Raw genomic sequence first — 14,607 nt, forward strand, 5'->3', positions numbered from 1 at the left:
CGATGGCAGGAAACGACTCATCGGACCGGCCGTTCGGAGACGACCCGGCGAACGACGACGAGGAGAACTCCGAACCGGTTGATCTCTCGGCTGACGACGACCGCGGCGGCGACGCCGGCGACGACCGCGGCACCGACGTCGACGAGGACCACGGAATCGGCGAGGAGGGTGACACGACGGAGGCGTTCGAGGAACTCGATGCGGAGGACGACGTCGACAACCCCATCGCGGCGCTCGACGCGGGCGATCGCGACTCGCCGCGCGAGTTCCCGGACGAGGAGCTGGACGCCCCGGCCGGGGAGCTCGACGCCGAAGCCGACCCCTTCGAGGAGATGGAGGTCGAGGACCTCGACGAGGAAGACGTCTGGGCCGCCCTCTCGGGGGCCGAGGAGCCGGAGGTGGAGATCGGCGGGGAGGCGACGCCGGTCGAGACCGAGGAGGGCGTCGAGGACCACATCGTCGACAAGCGGGAGTACTGCCAGCGGTGTCCGTACTTCACGGAGCCGCCGACCGTCGCCTGCGGCCACGAGGGGACGGAGATCGTGGAGGCGGTCACCACCGACGAGTTCCGCGTCCGCGGCTGCCCGATGATCAGCGAGGAAGGCCCGACGTTCAACCAGGAGTGAGGCGTCCGCGACGGCGACGTATCCTCTTCCGGTCAGTCACGCGAGTGTTCCGCCGCGGGCGTGGGCAAGCAGGCGGGCGCGGGCATGGAGGTTAAACGGGACCGGTGTGTACGCGTCGAGTATGCAGTTCTGCGACGAATGCGGCTCGATGATGGTGTCGGTCGACGGCGAGATGGTCTGCCAGAACGAGGAGTGCGGCGCGACCGAGGAGCAGGAGGCCGGCCTCGCCGAGGCCTACGCGAGCACCGAGGAGCAGAGCAGCGAGGAGCTCATCGAAACCGAGGAGGGCGCCAACTTCGAGGGCAAACCGACCGCGACGGACGTCGTCTGCGACGAGTGCGGCCACCAGGAGGCCTGGTACACGATCAAGCAGACCGGCGCCGCGGACGAGCCCCCGACGCGCTTCTTCAAGTGCAAGGAGTGCGGACACCGCTGGCGGGGCTACAACTGACTCGGCCGTCTTTCGGAGCGTCCGATGGCAGATCTCCTTTTAAACCCCAGTAGCCCAGCCCGCTCAGAGTCGGCTCCCGAGGAAGTCGCCGACGAGCTCGCCGACCTCGTCCGTCCGCCCGAGGAAGAAGTGGTCCGTCGAGAGCTCGGTGACGGCACAGTCGAGGGCTCGCGCGCGCTCCGCGACCGGTTCCCAGTCCGCGGTCGTGTCCCGGGTGGCGACGACGAGCTGGACCGGGCAGTCGATCTCGTCGAGCGCCGCGACGGCGTCCGCGTCCGGGTTGAGCTCGGCGGTCGGCGCGAGCGCGGACACCCCCCGGAGCTCCGGCCGCCCGGCCGCGGTCACCAGCGCGACGGTGCCCCCGAACGAGAAGCCGAACAGCCCGACGCGCTCGTATCGCTCAAGCGCCCAGCCGACGGCGTTGTCCGCGTCGGTGCACTCCCCGTAGCCCTCGTCCCAGTCGCCGTAGTCGAACCGGAGACAGTCGACGCCGCGGTCGGTCACGGCGTCGCTGACGGCCCGGAGGCGCTCGTCGCCGCGATGGCCGCGGTGCTGGGGGTGCGGCGGGCAGGCGACGACGCAGGCCGGGGATCGGTCCGCCTCCTCGCTCTCAGCCGTCGCGTGGTCCAGCGTCCCGCGGACGTCGCGGCCGCCGGGGACGAGAACCGGGTCGCTGCGCATGGCTGGTTCTGGGACCGACTGCTCCATAGGCGCTGCGGATGCCGGCGAGCGCGACTACTTCGGCCAGTCGCGTTTTGGCGGTCCTCGTCGATAGGAACGGTAGCATGACCGAAGAAACGATCTTCGAGGTCGCATCGACGCGTCAGCGCGGGGATATCGCGGCCTGGCTTCGGACGCTCGCCGACGAGCTCGAAACCGGGAACGAGGTCACCCTCACGGCCGAATCGGGCTCGACGACGGTCGTCGTTCCCGACGAGCCCCAGTTCACGGTCGAGGTCGAGCGCGAGACCCCGACCGGCGGCGGTGGGACTGAAACCAGCCTCGAGGTGGAACTCGAGTGGCGGGAGGACGACGACTCGGTGCGGATCGAGTGACGGGTCGGTCGTGGTCGGTCCCTATTTAAAAGCGCTCCGAGCGCCCGAGCTCAGGGAACCGGCGTCACGCGGTCGACGCCGTCGAGCGCCTCGATCTCCTCGACGATGGCGTCCTGGTCGGCGTCGGCCTCGTAGTAGAACACGATGTCGAACGTCTCGTTCCGGAGGAGCTGCTGGCACTCCCAGACGAACGCCTCGTCGTCGAGCGTCAGCCCCTGGAACTGGTTCGAGGAGAAGTCCGTGTCGTCGTTGCCGGCCTCGATGTACGTCTCGCCCTTCCCCGCGGCGTCGGCGATGATCTCGTTGACGTCGACCGTCAGCTCGTGCATCTCGAGGTCCTCGTCGCCGCCGAGGGTCGTGTGCACCACGCAGCCGATCAGCTCGATCTCGCCCGGCTCGAGCAGTGCTAGCGTTCGCTGGTAAAGGTCGTCGTCGAGCGTCTCGCTCATTGGCCGTTGTTTGGTTTGTGTGGGTAAACGAATGGCGATTCTGCTGAACGGTACTTGTGAGAGTCTGTTCATAACCCGAATTTGTAGGTGGAGACCCTGCTTCCCTCATCCACGACAGCCGGAAAGCCCTCGGCCTCTCTTTATAAGCATATTTGGACAGGTGATACGGTCTTGCTCTCAACAGCACCGCAAACACCCAGAAAGCCCTCGGCCGCTCGCGGTCGCTCCGCGACATATCCGCGGCTCTCAGCACCGCCCGCCGCGGATAGGGGCCGTCGGAGCGACTCCCCGTTGGCGCGACCGGCCGTCGCCCTTTCAGTCCGCCAGGACCGCACCGCCCGGCAACCGCGACAGCGACAACACCGCAACCGAAATTCCTCAGCCCTCCCCAGCCTCGGCCGGGGCGCGCCGGTCCCGCACCGCGCGGCGCGCCCCGCCCTCCCTCGCACGCGTTGCTCGCGCGCGCCGACCGCTCCGCACCGCACGCCGGACAGCCGGCGAGCGACGAAGGGCAACCAACCGCCGCGAGCGACGTCCAGCTACCACTCCGGGGTGGGACTGAAAGGGGCAGCCGCTGCGCGGGACGCCCTGCGACGCTAGCACCGGAACCCGGCGAGCGAACGGAGTGAGGGAGCGAGCCGGGTGAGGAGCGCAGCGAGCAGCGCGACCGCCTCAGCGGCTGGGGCTTTCTGGGTGTGCAGAGTGGTGTCGCCAGCGACGAGAACCGATTCAATTTATAAGTACGAATCCTCAGCCGCTCCTACTTATAAACAATCGGCAAAGGAACCCTCAACAAAACCCGTCGTCGCTCAGTCGCCGTTCGCGTGCGCGTAGACGAACTCGCGAAGCAGTTTCGCGCCCAGCGCCGCGGCCTGGCCGTCGTCGCGGTCGTTCACTTCGACCACGTCGAACCCGTCCGCGTGCGGCGCGACCGCGCGGACGACGTCGCGCATTTCTCGCGGTTCGAGGCCGAACGGCTCCATCGTCCCGGTACCGGGCGCGAAGCCGGGGTCGGCGCCGTCGATGTCGACGGAGCAGTAGACGGACTCGTCGGTGAAGGCGTCGTCGTCGAGGTCGTCGATCCAGTCGCGCGCGTCGGCGGGGGCGACGACCTCGACGTCGCTCTCGGCGGCGCGTTCCCACTCCTCGGGGGAGCCGGTGCGTGCGCCGATGATGATCGCTCGGTCGACCGTCTCGAGCGCGTGGCGCGTGACGCAGGCGTGGTTCCAGGGGTTGCCGTCGTACTCGGTGCGGAGGTCGAGGTGCGCGTCGAGCACGACGAGGGTGTCGGGGTCGACGGCCTCGACGCCCGCGTAGGTGACGGTGTGCTCACCGCCCAGCAGGAGGGGGACCGCGTCGTCGAGGACGACGCTCCGGAGTTCGCCAATCAGGTGGTCGAGGTAGGCCTCGACGTCGTCCCACGCGCGGACGTCGCCGGTGTCAGCGACGGCCAGGTCGGAGAAGTGACTGGCCGTTCGGTGGTCGTAATCGTCGTAGGTGGCAGCAAAGTGCCGGATGCGGTCCGGACCGAACCGCGTACCCGGCTGAAAGGTGGTCGTCGCGTCCAGCGGAGCGCCGACGACCACGTACGAAGCAGTGTCGCGATCGGCGGACGCCCCGGGAAACATGAACTATTCGACGACTTTTCGCTGTCCTTCGTACTCGAGATACTCGATGTTCTGGTCCGGGGAGAAGTCCTCGTCCTCCGGAATGCGCATCGTAAACGTGTCGTAGGTGTCCAGGTCCATGACCTGAGCGTCGTCGCCGGAGACGGAGACGACCTGGCCCTGCTTCCGCTGGATTATCGGGACCCAGACCTTCGCGTCGACCGGCTGCGAGAGCGAGCGCTTCTTCCCGTCGAAGACGCCCTCTCCCTCGATACGGGCCTTCGCACTGCCGTGCTTGCCCGGCTTTGCGGTACTGTAGTGATTGATCTCACAGGGGGCGTCGTCCATCATGACGTAGCTCCCTTCCTGAAGTTCGCGAACCTGCTTCTGCTCTCGCGGCATACCAGAAATCACCCGGGCTGCAGGTATAAACCGTTTGGAACGCTGCCGACGCGTGATGGCGACACAAACCGACTGCCGCCAATGCTTCAGGAGTCGTCGGAGAACCGGTCCGCCTCCGCCTCGCCCTCCTCGTCCGGCGGCACGAACTCCCCCGTCAGCGCGTAGCTGACGACGAAGAACACCACGAAGCCGGCCATCACCGCGCCGACGCTCTGGACGACGAACGGAATGTCGTGGAGCCACGCGTAGCGGTCGACGACGATGATCGTCACCACTGCGGCCGCGATCGCCTTCTGCTCGTCCGTCGGGTTCGTAAGGAACTGGACGACGTCGTCTCTAAACCCCATCTCAGACACCCTCGCCGTGCTCCTCGATGACGCGCCCGACGCGTTCGAGCCCCTCCTCCAGCTCCGCGGTCGGCAGGCCGAAGCCGATCCGGAAGCGGTTCGGGAAGCCGAACAGGTTGCCGGGCGCGAGGACGACGCTCTCCTCCTCGACGACGACCCGGCAGAACTCCTCGGCGTCCGCGAAGCCGTCCGGCACCGTCACGAAGCCGTTGACGCCGACGGGGTCGTGCCAGTCGAGGTCGTGCTCGTCGATCCACTCGGCGACGCGCTCGCGGTGTACGTCCGCCAGCTCGCGGTTCTCCGCGAGGATGGCGTCCTCGCGCTCGCCCAGGGCCTGCTTCGCGACGTGCTGGCCGAACAGGCTCGGCGAGATGGTCGTGTAGTCCTTCCACTGCCAGGCGGCCTCGATCACCTCCTCCGGCCCGGCGATCCAGCCGAACCGGAGGCCCGCGAGCCCGTACGCCTTCGTCAGGCTCGTCGTCGAGATGCCGTACTCGCCGTAGCTGGCGACGGGCGGCTGCGGGTCGTCGTCCAGCAGGCGGTACACCTCGTCACAGAGGAGGTAGGCGTCGTTGTCGGCGGCGACGTCGTAGACGGCCTCCATCGCGGCCTCGTCGTGGTACTGGCCGGTCGGGTTGTTCGGGTTGTTGACGACGACGACCGCCGTATCGTCGCGCACGGCGTCGGCGATGGCGTCGGGGTCGAGCTCCCACTCCGGGGGCTCCAGCTCGACGCGCGTCACCTCGCCGAACGCCTCGGGAACCGCGTGCAGCGCCTGGTACGTCGGCGTGACGACGACGGCGTGGTTCCCGGCGTCCGACCCGAGCAGGCTGAGGAACGTGAGGAAGTTCGCCTCCTGCGTGCCGCACGTAAAGAGGACCTCGTCGGCCGAGCGGTCGTAGCGCTCGCCGACCCGGGCCCGGAACTCGGGGTCGCCGTTCGTCGGGATGACGTACCCGAGTTTGCCCGGATCGAGGTCGAACCGGTCGGCGTCGAGCGATCGGATCCCGCTTTCCGCCAGCATGATGTCGGCCTCGTGCTCGTACTTCGCGAACCAGCGCTCGAGACCAAACGGCGCGATGTCCATACCCGTCGGTGTGGCCGGAACCGGGTTAAGCGTGCGGAAACCGAACGATATCTCCCAGAGGGTGGCCGTCAGCCCTCGCTTTCCTCTTCCTCGTTCTCGCTGGGCGCCCCGTCCTTCCGAGGCGCCCCGTTCTCCCGGGCTGCCCCGCCGCGGAGTCGGGCGTAGAGGGCGGCGCCGCCGACGGTCCCGACGGCACCGGATGCGACGCCGAATCCGGGCAGGCCGTCGACGGCGCTCGCATCGAGGCCCGTCTCCCCCGTTTTTCCGGCCCCGGTCGGTCCGGCGGCGGTCGCGGCCCCGTCCGGCAGCTCCGCGGCGTCGACGGCTCCCTTCAGGACGAAGTGCTCGTAGCCGGCCGACGATGGCAGGTCGCGGACCGCGCCCGCGTCGTCCTCGTACCCGTAGTGGTCGTCGTTCGGGACGAAGCCGCCGAACAGGCGGAGGGTCGGGTCCGAAAGGGCGTCCGCGAGGTCGACGAGGGCCGCGGCGTCGAAGGTGGCCGTGATCGCCCCGCTCGCCTGCGTCACGCGCTCGGCGGTGACGACGCCCCCGGTGCGGCTCACGACGCGGAACGTGCCTGCGACCGGTTCGACGACGGCCTCGGTGGTCTCGACGACGAGGTCGACGCTGCCGTCGCCGTTCGCGGTCACGGACGCCGCGCCGAGGTCCTCGTCGACGCGGATCAGGCGGTGTTCGCGCTCCGGCGCGACCGTCTCGTACTCGGCTTCCAGCGTTTCCTTCACGTAGTGGCCCTGGTACCGGTCGGTGTGGAGAACGCGGGCGTCCGCGGCGAACTCCGCGTTGCGTTCGGCGAGGAAGTCCGTGGTGGCAACGATGTACGTTTCCTCGGGATCGAGCGGTTCGCCGCCGACGAAGACGTTCCCGACCGTCCCCTCGCCGTCGTGGCCGGTCCACTCGTAGGCGACCCCGGAGACCTGGAGCGTCGGCTGGGCGCCGTACTCCGCCGGGAGCGGGCTGATGGACCCCTCGAGGAACGACCGGAGCTGGTCGCCCGAGAGCTCGTACGCCTCGATCGCGTTCGGGAACGGGAGGACGTTCAACACGTCCCTGCCGGTCACCGCGCCCGGACCGTACGTCGCGCCGGAGCGGATCCCGCCGGCGTGCTGGATCGCGACGTCGACCTCGCGGTCGCCGACCCGCCGGATCACGTCCGTCAGCAGGTTCCCGAGGCCGGTTTCGACCGCGTAGTTCTCGAAGGTGGCGTTCAGCGGGACTGCCGTCTCGACGACCGGCTGGCCGAGTCGCTCCTCGAGGGTGGCGAGGTAGTCGTCGGCGACCGCCTGGAGATCCGGGTCGGGGTCGACGGTCGCGACGTCGACGGCGCGGTGGTGGTCGCCGTCGCTGGGTGGATACTCGCCCGCAGCTGAGCTGAAGAGGTCGACGCGCTCCCAGTCGACCAGTGCGCCGGTGTCGACGTCGAGCGTGAGCCGACCGACGTGGTCGAACTCGTCGCCGAACTCGGAGACCACGGTGCCGCCGACCAGTCGGGGTTCCTCGAACGTAACGCCGGAGTGGGACCCGACGATCGCGTCGAGGTCGTCGACCTCGCGCGCGACAGTCGCCTGCGCATCCGACGAGAGGTGGGCCGCGGCGACGACGAGGTCGGCGCCGTGCTCCGCCCGGAGGGCGGCGGTCGCCTCCCTCGCGGCCGCGGAGGGGTCGAGCACCGCGTGGTCGCGCGGGTAGTCGGTGAGCCCGTGAAAGCCGTCACCGACGAGTCCGAACACCCCGAGCGTCGCGCCGCCGACGTCGACGGTGGTCCACCGGTCGGTGCCGGGCAACGGCTCCCCCGCGGGCGTCAGGAGGTTCGCGACGACCCAGGGGACCTCGCTCTCCCGGAACCGGGCCGTCGCGACGTCGACGCCGAAGTCGAACTCGTGGTTGCCCACGCCGACGGCGGCCGGCGCCAGTTCGTCGAGCGCCTCGACCATGTGTGCCCCCTCGAACTCGAGCCCGAGGACCGAGGGGCCGAGGTCGTCGCCGTTGCCGAAGAAGACGGCGTTATCGTGGGCGGCGAGCAGGTCCGCGACGACCCGACCGTACCGGGCGATGGTCTTCGCCGGCGCGTCGGCGTCCGCGAACCGCCCGTGGAAGTGCGTGTCGTGGACGATCGTTACCGTCTCGTCCGTCCCGGAGCCAGCGGTTGCGTGTCCCGGCACGGTCGCGAGGGCTCCGAGACCCAGTCCGCCCGCCGCCGCGGCGAGGACTCGTCGCCGCCGTGTTCGTCGCATGGTGGCTCTGGCCGCCCGATGGGATAAAAACGTACGCGGGGGGACGGTCGCGGAGAACCGCCCGCGGAGAACCGCCCGTGGCGCTGGGGTACCCGGCGTCGCGGCGGCGTGGTGTTCGTCACCTTTCATTACGTCCGTGAACTGTTGTGAGGATGATCGTAACGACACGATATCTTAAGTGACTGAAGTTTGTAGCTCGACCAATGCGAGCCGACCGACCGACCGCTCTCGTCGTCGGCGGGGATACGGGCACGGTGGAATTTCTCCGGGCAACCGACGGACTGGGGGTCATCGCCGAGCCGGACCCCGGATCGGCGCTGGCCGCGGTCGAGGACGCCGCCGTCGACTGCGTCGTTGCCTGCGGACCGACGGACGGCGGCTCGACCCCTCCGATCCTGGAACGACTTCGCCGGAACGAACGATTCGCGGAGGTCCCGTTCGTGCTGTACCCCGAGGACGGGGACGCGGCCCTCGTCGAACGCAGCTTCGAGGACCCGCGGACGGAGTACGTCGTCGACACCGGGACGCCGGAGTCGCGGGCTCTCCTGCGAAACCGCATCCGGCGGACCGTCGAGTCCTGCCGGGAGCTCCAGGCCCGCAGCTCCGGGATCGACTCCCAGTTTTTCGACATCGCGGAGACGCTCGCGGTCGGGATCGTCAGCGTCGACGTCGACAGCCGGATCCAGTACGTCAACCCGGCCGCCGCGGAGATCCTCGGCTACGAGCCGGAGGCGCTGAGCGGCGAGCCGCTCACACAGCTGATCCCCAAGCGGCTGCGACGGGACCACCTCGACGCGGTCAAGCGGTACCTCGAGACCGGCGAACGCAACCTCGACTGGGGCGGCATCGAGTTCCCGGCGCTCCACCGGTCCGGCGAGGAGATCCCCGTCCGGATCGCCTTCAGCGAGTACGAGCACGGGTCGGATCGCTACTTCACCGGAACGATGATCGACGTACGCGACCAGGAGCAGCGCCGGCGCGAACTCGAGCGACAGAACGAGCGGCTCGACCGGTTCGCCTCCGTCGTCTCCCACGACCTCCGGAACCCGCTCTCGGTCGCGGAGGGCAACGTCGAACTCGTCCGCGAGACGGGCGACCTGGACCGACTCGACCGGATCGAGGAGGCCCACGCGCGCATCAACGCGATCATCGACGACCTGCTGACGCTCGCCCGGGAGGGAGCGGCCGTCGAGGACCCCTCTCCGGTGTCGCTCGCGGCAGTCACTGAGGACGCCTGGCGGACCGTCGAGCACGGCGACGCGGAGCTCTCCGTCGAGTGTGACCCGACGATCCTCGCCGCTCGAAGTCGGCTCCGGACGCTCCTCGAGAACCTGTTCCGCAACAGTCTCGAACACGCCGGGCCGGACGTGACGATCACGCTCGGAACGCTCTCGGACGGCTTCTACGTCGCCGACGACGGCCCCGGTGTGCCGCCGGACGTGCGCGACGACGTCTTCGAGTGGGGGTTCACGACGACCGACGGCGGGACCGGGTTCGGGCTCGCCATCGTCGCCGAGGTGGCGCGTGCCCACGACTGGACGGTCGACCTCGCGGAAAGCGACGACGGCGGCGCCCGGTTCGAGGTTCGGGGCCTGAAGCGGGAGGAGTAGAAACAGGAGAAACGAACCCGACAGCCCGACCTCAGCGACGGCCGCAGATGCTGACGAGGTCGTGGAGGTCCTCGACCTCGTAGGTCGGCTGGCGGCTCAGCTCCGTGTCGCGGCGGTGGGGGCGTCGGATGAACGCGGAGTCGATGCCGGCGTTGTCGGCGGCCTCGACGTCGGACTCGTTGTCGCCGACGAACAGCGCCGTGTCGGCCTCGAGGTCCTCGAGGGCGCGTTCGAGGTAGTACGGGGAGGGCTTCTTCCGCGACAGGCTCGCGACCGACGGCTCCCGGCCGTAGGCCGTCTCGAAGTGCGCCGAGAGGTCGAAGTGGTCGAGCACGAAGTCGACGGTCGCCTGCTGGTTCGAGGAGACGACCCCGAGCCGGGCGTCGATGTCGCCGAGGACGCCGACGTCGTCGTAGGGGGTCTTGCGGCCGCTCGTGGCGTCGTCGACCTGGGCCTCGCTGGCGACCTCGTCCCGGACGCGCCAGAACTCCGTCGGGTCGATGTCGTAGCGCTCGCAGACGTCGTTGAGGTCGGCGGGGGAGACGCCGACGGCGACGTCCTCGACGTGGGCCAGGTCCGGGTCCTCGACGCCGACGCGCTCGAAGGCATCCCACGCTGCCTTCTGGAGCGTCTCGTACGGGGTCCGCCCCACGAGCACCCCGTCGTTGTCGAAGACGACTGCGTCGTACACACCCACTCTCGGCGGTTCTCGGGGAAAAATCTTCCTCAGTGTGACGCCCGGCCTCGTGCGACTTCCGGCCTCGCGCGACTCCCGGCCTCGTGCGACGCCCGGCCTCGTGCGACACCCGGCCGAGACAACCGCGCGACCGCCTCACTCCTCGTGGACCTTCTCGCCGCGGTGCAGTCGCGTCGCGATGGAGAACGTCTGCTCGCGCTCGCGTCGCGTCGGGTAGTGGGCCGCGAGGTAGCGGGCGACCGCGACCATGAGGAGCCGCCGTTCCGCGGGGTCCTCGCGGTCGTCGAACTGCTGGAACCCGGCCTCGAGCGCCTGGAACGTGTGGAAGCCGGTGTCCTCGACCAGCAGCGCGTTACCGAGGACCGACTTCAGCCGGGCCGGGTCGCCGCCGGCGTCGAGGAAGTGGGCGGCCATCTTGCCCGCACGGTTCACCTCGCCTTCCGTCTCGAAGCAGCGCCGAAGCTCCTCGATCGCGTCGTCGCGGTCCGCGTCCGGGTTCTCGCTCGGATACGGCGCGGGCGGCGTGTTGAGGAAGCGGTCGAGGTAGACGTTGACGGCGGCGTCGACGACGCCACGGTAGAGTTCGACCGGCGCGGTGCGTTTGGCCATCTGGTGGACGGCGTTGGCGTAGGTGAACGTATGGTGGACCGTGTTCCAGTCGTTGAACTCGTTGTTCGTGCTGAACTGGGCGACGCGCTTCCCCGCGGCGAAGGTGACAGCGCGGGCGAGCTCCTCGACGGTCGCACCCTCGCGAATCGCCTCCTCGAGGGCCTCGAACACCGGTTCCGGCTCGTCGGCGTGGAGCCGCTCCGTGAAGTCGTCCGGCTTCTCCCACTCCTTCCCCTCGCCCTCGGCGACGAGGCCGTCGAGGCGATCGAAGGTGTCCTCGCACATCCCGGCGAGGTCGTCGGGCTGGCGCCAGGAGGAGAGCTCCTCGCTGCGCTGGGCGTTGACGAGGCCGTCGACGAGGCTCGCCAGCACGTCGTCGGCGTGCTCCCAGCCGATGGTGTCGAGCGCCTCCGTCGTCTTGTTGAAGTGGTCGAAGACGTGGCCGGTCGAGAGGTAGCGGTGGTCCGTCGCGGCACTGGCGACGATCTCCGCGAGTTCCGCGTCGTCGTAGCCGCAGGCGACGGCGGTCCGGAGGGAGCGCTCGGCGCCGTCGGCGTCGCGCACCTCGACGCAGTTGCGGAACCAGGATTGCAGGCGCTCGAAGGAGACCTCCCGCGTGTCGAACTCGTCCTCGTCGAACTTCGGCGGCTCGTCGGCGCAGTCGCCCGCGACCTCCGTGAGTCCCTGGTACATCGCGCGCTGGCGGTCCCGGGCGTCGAGGTCGTCGGCGACGTTGCCGAGGGCCGTGAGGATGGTCAGGCCGGAGCTCCAGCCGCCCTCGCGGTAGGTGGTGCCGAACTCGACGCCGGTCCGGATCTGGTCGGCGATGGGCACGTCGGCCTTACCGAGCCCGACCGCGGCCTTCGCGACGACGAGCCGGAGGTTCCGCTCGAGGCCGTCCTCCAGCCGCCCCATCCAGCGCTCCCTGGGCGGTTCGTCGCGCTGGGGGTTCGGATCGACGTAGACGGTGCCGTTCTCCACCTCGGTCGGGTACGTCTCCACGTCGTCGGCCCATGGGTCGAAGGTGTCCCCGCAGGAGAGCTCGAACCGCGCGTGATGCCACTCGCACGTGAGGATCCCCTCGTCGACGGTGCCCTCCGTGAGCGGGAAGCCCATGTGCGGGCAGCGGTTGTTCACTGCGCGGACCTCGTCCTCGTGGTAGAAGACGGCGATGGGGACGCCGTCGACGGCGACGAGCTCGCGACCCGATTCCTGCAGCGTCTCGAAGTCGACCGCTTCCTGATACGTGGCTGGCACGCTCATACCGGGTACCACCGCGGTATCCTTCATAATCGTTCCCGAAACTCTATTTTTGTAACCTGTCTGTCAGGAGTTCCCCGCGAGAGCCCTTTTATACGTCGGCCGCGAACGGAGGGTGTGAGCGTCACCGTCAGTATCGACCCCCACGTCCACTCCGACGAGTCCTACGACGGCCACGAGCCGGTCGAGCTCATCTTAGAGCACGCGGCCGACATCGGGCTCGACGCCGTCGTGATCACGGACCACGACGTGATGGCCGAGTCACGGCGCGCCGCGGCGCTGGCCCGGGAGTACGGGCTCGTCGGTATCCCGGGTGTGGAGGTGTCGACGGCGCACGGCCACCTCCTCGCGATCGGCGTCGACGAGATGCCGCCGCACCGGAAACCCCTCGGCGAGACCGTCGCCTGGGTGCGCGAGCACGGCGGTGTCGCCGTCGTCCCGCACCCCTTCCAGCGGTCGCGCCACGGCATCCGGAAGCGCCACATCGCCGATACCGACGCGATCGAGGTGTTCAACGCCTGGCTCTTCACGGGCTTTCGGAACCGTCGCGCGCGCCGGTTCGCCGCGGCCCACGACTACCCCGGGCTCGCCGCGAGCGACGCGCATACGCTCGAGTACGTCGGCCGCGCCTACACGGACATCGAGATCGAGGGCGTCGACGACGTCGCCGACGTGACGGCCGCCGACGTCCTCGACGCCATCCGCGAGGGGACGACGAGTGTCGAGGGCAAACGCGCGCCGATCCCGATGGCGGCCAGCCACTACGCCACCGCCGCCGCGCGGAAATCGCGGTACTACGCCAGGGTCGGCGCCATCAAGAGCGGCACGAGCGCGAAGTGGACCGCACTGCGAGCGGGCTCGATCGCGAAGGTCACGGCGATTCAGAGCGCGCACAAACTCGGGCGAGCCGTGCAGTGGATGCTGTAGCCTCGTCCTGGGTGTCGCGCGGTCGGCTCGGTCAATGTCGGGAACTCGGCCGGCGACGCCGCTCAGTATGGCCTGGAAAGCGCGATTCTTGGAACTCCCTATTTATAAACAACGCCGGCTCTCGTCGCTTTCGACACCACTCGGTGAGTTTTGAAAGGCCCAGCCCGCGAGCGGCCGTGGGACTTCCGGGTGTTTGCGTTGCTCCCGAGATCCGACACCGTCCGGATCCTTTTAAGCCCGATACGCAGAGCCCCCACAGTTATTCTCGTTCGCGAACAACTCCGCAGTGAACGAATGAGGACACCAGGTATCCATCACGTCACCGCCATCGGCAGCGACCCGTCACGGAACCTCGAGTTCTACACGGAGACGCTCGGCCTCCGACTCGTCAAGCAGAGCGTCAACCAGGACGACGTCGGCGTCTACCACCTGTTCTACGGCGACGAGCAGGGCTCGCCCGGGACGAGCATGACCTTCTTCCCGTACGTCGACGCCAGCCCGGGGCAGGTCGGGACCGGCCAGGCGAGCACCGTCGCGTTCCTCATCCCGGACTCGGCTGTCGACTACTGGGTCGACCGGCTGGCGGCCGAAGGTGTCGACGCCGCGGCGCCCGAGGAGCGCTTCGGCGACACGGTCATCGCGTTCGAGGACCCCGACGGCCTCCCGCTGGAGCTCGTCGCGGTCGACGACGCCCCCGAGGGCCACCCGCCGGACGGGCCGGTGCCCGACGAGCACGCGATCCGCGGGTTCCACAGCGTGACGCTGTCGCTCGCGAGCGCCGACGAGACCGCGGGGCTGCTGCAGACGATGGGCTTCGAGGCGACGGAGTCCGAACACGACCGGCAGCGGTTTGAGTCCGACGGTGACCTCGGCTACGCCGTCGACCTGCTGGAGGACCCGCACGCGCCGCGCGGACGCCCCGGTGCGGGGACGGTCCACCACGTCGCGTTCCAGGTCGACGAGGCCGAACAGGAAGCCTGGCGCGACGTGTTACAGGAGGCCGGGCTTCGCCCGACCGAGATCATCGACCGCAAGTGGTTCAAGTCGGTGTACGCCCGCGAACACGCCGGCGTCCTCTTCGAGTTCGCCACGAAGTCGCCCGGCTACACCGTCGACGAGGAGCTGGAGGCGCTCGGCGAACGGCTGGTGCTCCCCGAATGGCTGGAGGACCGGCGCGAGGAGATCGAGGCGAACCTGCCGGAACTGCGGCCGGCTGACTGAGCGGGAA

General features: G+C 69.2%; 15 protein-coding genes. 6 read left to right on the forward strand and 9 right to left on the reverse strand.

Features of this window, described 5'->3' with window-relative positions:
* The first annotated feature begins 2 nt into the window (after positions 1–2).
* Entirely contained in the window at positions 3–626 is a 624-nt protein-coding gene (locus ACQE3M_RS02710) for a DUF8135 domain-containing protein (RefSeq protein ID WP_430503927.1), read from the forward strand.
* 121 nt (positions 627–747) lie between these two features.
* Positions 748–1,077 carry a transcription factor S gene (locus tag ACQE3M_RS02715; RefSeq protein WP_430503928.1) on the forward strand — a complete coding sequence of 110 codons (330 nt, stop codon included), beginning with the start codon at positions 748–750 and terminating at the stop codon, positions 1,075–1,077.
* Between the two features lie 63 nt (positions 1,078–1,140).
* Here ACQE3M_RS02715 and ACQE3M_RS02720 read toward each other — a convergent pair whose 3' ends face one another.
* Positions 1,141–1,758 carry a dienelactone hydrolase family protein gene (locus ACQE3M_RS02720; RefSeq protein ID WP_430503929.1) on the reverse strand — a complete coding sequence of 206 codons (618 nt, stop codon included), beginning with the start codon at positions 1,756–1,758 and terminating at the stop codon, positions 1,141–1,143.
* Between the two features lie 104 nt (positions 1,759–1,862).
* Between ACQE3M_RS02720 and ACQE3M_RS02725 the strand changes: the two genes are divergently transcribed.
* Positions 1,863–2,132 carry an amphi-Trp domain-containing protein gene (locus ACQE3M_RS02725; RefSeq protein WP_430503930.1) on the forward strand — a complete coding sequence of 90 codons (270 nt, stop codon included), beginning with the start codon at positions 1,863–1,865 and terminating at the stop codon, positions 2,130–2,132.
* Between the two features lie 50 nt (positions 2,133–2,182).
* On the opposite strand, the gene ACQE3M_RS02730 is transcribed toward ACQE3M_RS02725, so the two are convergent.
* From ACQE3M_RS02730 to ACQE3M_RS02755, 6 genes are all read right to left on the reverse strand, one after another.
* The gene (locus tag ACQE3M_RS02730) at positions 2,183–2,581 is read right to left on the reverse strand and encodes a DUF5778 family protein (protein WP_430503931.1); all 399 of its coding nucleotides are present in this window, start codon (positions 2,579–2,581) and stop codon (positions 2,183–2,185) included.
* 809 nt (positions 2,582–3,390) lie between these two features.
* Entirely contained in the window at positions 3,391–4,209 is an 819-nt protein-coding gene (speB, locus tag ACQE3M_RS02735) for an agmatinase (protein ID WP_430503932.1), read from the reverse strand.
* A gap of 3 nt (positions 4,210–4,212) precedes the next feature.
* Positions 4,213–4,590: a translation initiation factor IF-5A gene (locus ACQE3M_RS02740; RefSeq protein ID WP_430503933.1), complete on the reverse strand. Its 378-nt coding sequence runs from the start codon at positions 4,588–4,590 to the stop codon at positions 4,213–4,215.
* An 86-nt stretch (positions 4,591–4,676) separates the two neighbouring features.
* Positions 4,677–4,937 (reverse strand): hypothetical protein, encoded by a 261-nt coding sequence (locus ACQE3M_RS02745; RefSeq protein ID WP_430503934.1) that lies wholly within the window; start codon positions 4,935–4,937, stop codon positions 4,677–4,679.
* 1 nt (position 4,938) lies between these two features.
* Positions 4,939–6,024, reverse strand: coding sequence for an aminotransferase class I/II-fold pyridoxal phosphate-dependent enzyme (locus ACQE3M_RS02750; RefSeq protein WP_430503935.1), 1,086 nt, complete (start codon positions 6,022–6,024; stop codon positions 4,939–4,941).
* 68 nt (positions 6,025–6,092) lie between these two features.
* A complete protein-coding gene (locus ACQE3M_RS02755) occupies positions 6,093–8,276 on the reverse strand; it encodes a bifunctional metallophosphatase/5'-nucleotidase (RefSeq protein ID WP_430503936.1) in 2,184 nt (727 codons plus the stop codon).
* 203 nt (positions 8,277–8,479) lie between these two features.
* Between ACQE3M_RS02755 and ACQE3M_RS02760 the strand changes: the two genes are divergently transcribed.
* On the forward strand, positions 8,480–9,886 hold the full coding sequence (locus tag ACQE3M_RS02760) for a PAS domain S-box protein (protein ID WP_430503937.1): 1,407 nt from the start codon (positions 8,480–8,482) through the stop codon (positions 9,884–9,886).
* A gap of 31 nt (positions 9,887–9,917) precedes the next feature.
* On the opposite strand, the gene ACQE3M_RS02765 is transcribed toward ACQE3M_RS02760, so the two are convergent.
* Both ACQE3M_RS02765 and ACQE3M_RS02770 read right to left on the reverse strand, forming a co-directional pair.
* Positions 9,918–10,577, reverse strand: coding sequence for an HAD family hydrolase (locus ACQE3M_RS02765; RefSeq protein WP_430503938.1), 660 nt, complete (start codon positions 10,575–10,577; stop codon positions 9,918–9,920).
* Positions 10,578–10,718: 141 nt separating this feature from the next.
* The gene (locus ACQE3M_RS02770; RefSeq protein WP_430503939.1) at positions 10,719–12,455 is read right to left on the reverse strand and encodes a Rieske (2Fe-2S) protein; all 1,737 of its coding nucleotides are present in this window, start codon (positions 12,453–12,455) and stop codon (positions 10,719–10,721) included.
* A 114-nt stretch (positions 12,456–12,569) separates the two neighbouring features.
* Between ACQE3M_RS02770 and ACQE3M_RS02775 the strand changes: the two genes are divergently transcribed.
* Together ACQE3M_RS02775 and ACQE3M_RS02780 are read left to right on the forward strand one after the other, a co-directional pair.
* A complete protein-coding gene (locus ACQE3M_RS02775) occupies positions 12,570–13,379 on the forward strand; it encodes a CehA/McbA family metallohydrolase (RefSeq protein WP_430503940.1) in 810 nt (269 codons plus the stop codon).
* Positions 13,380–13,673: 294 nt separating this feature from the next.
* On the forward strand, positions 13,674–14,600 hold the full coding sequence (locus ACQE3M_RS02780; RefSeq protein ID WP_430503941.1) for a ring-cleaving dioxygenase: 927 nt from the start codon (positions 13,674–13,676) through the stop codon (positions 14,598–14,600).
* Positions 14,601–14,607 lie beyond the last annotated feature (7 nt).

Origin of the sequence: Halosubterraneus shenae, assembly GCF_050510935.1 — an archaeon.
Lineage (GTDB): Archaea > Halobacteriota > Halobacteria > Halobacteriales > Haloferacaceae > JBDGPU01.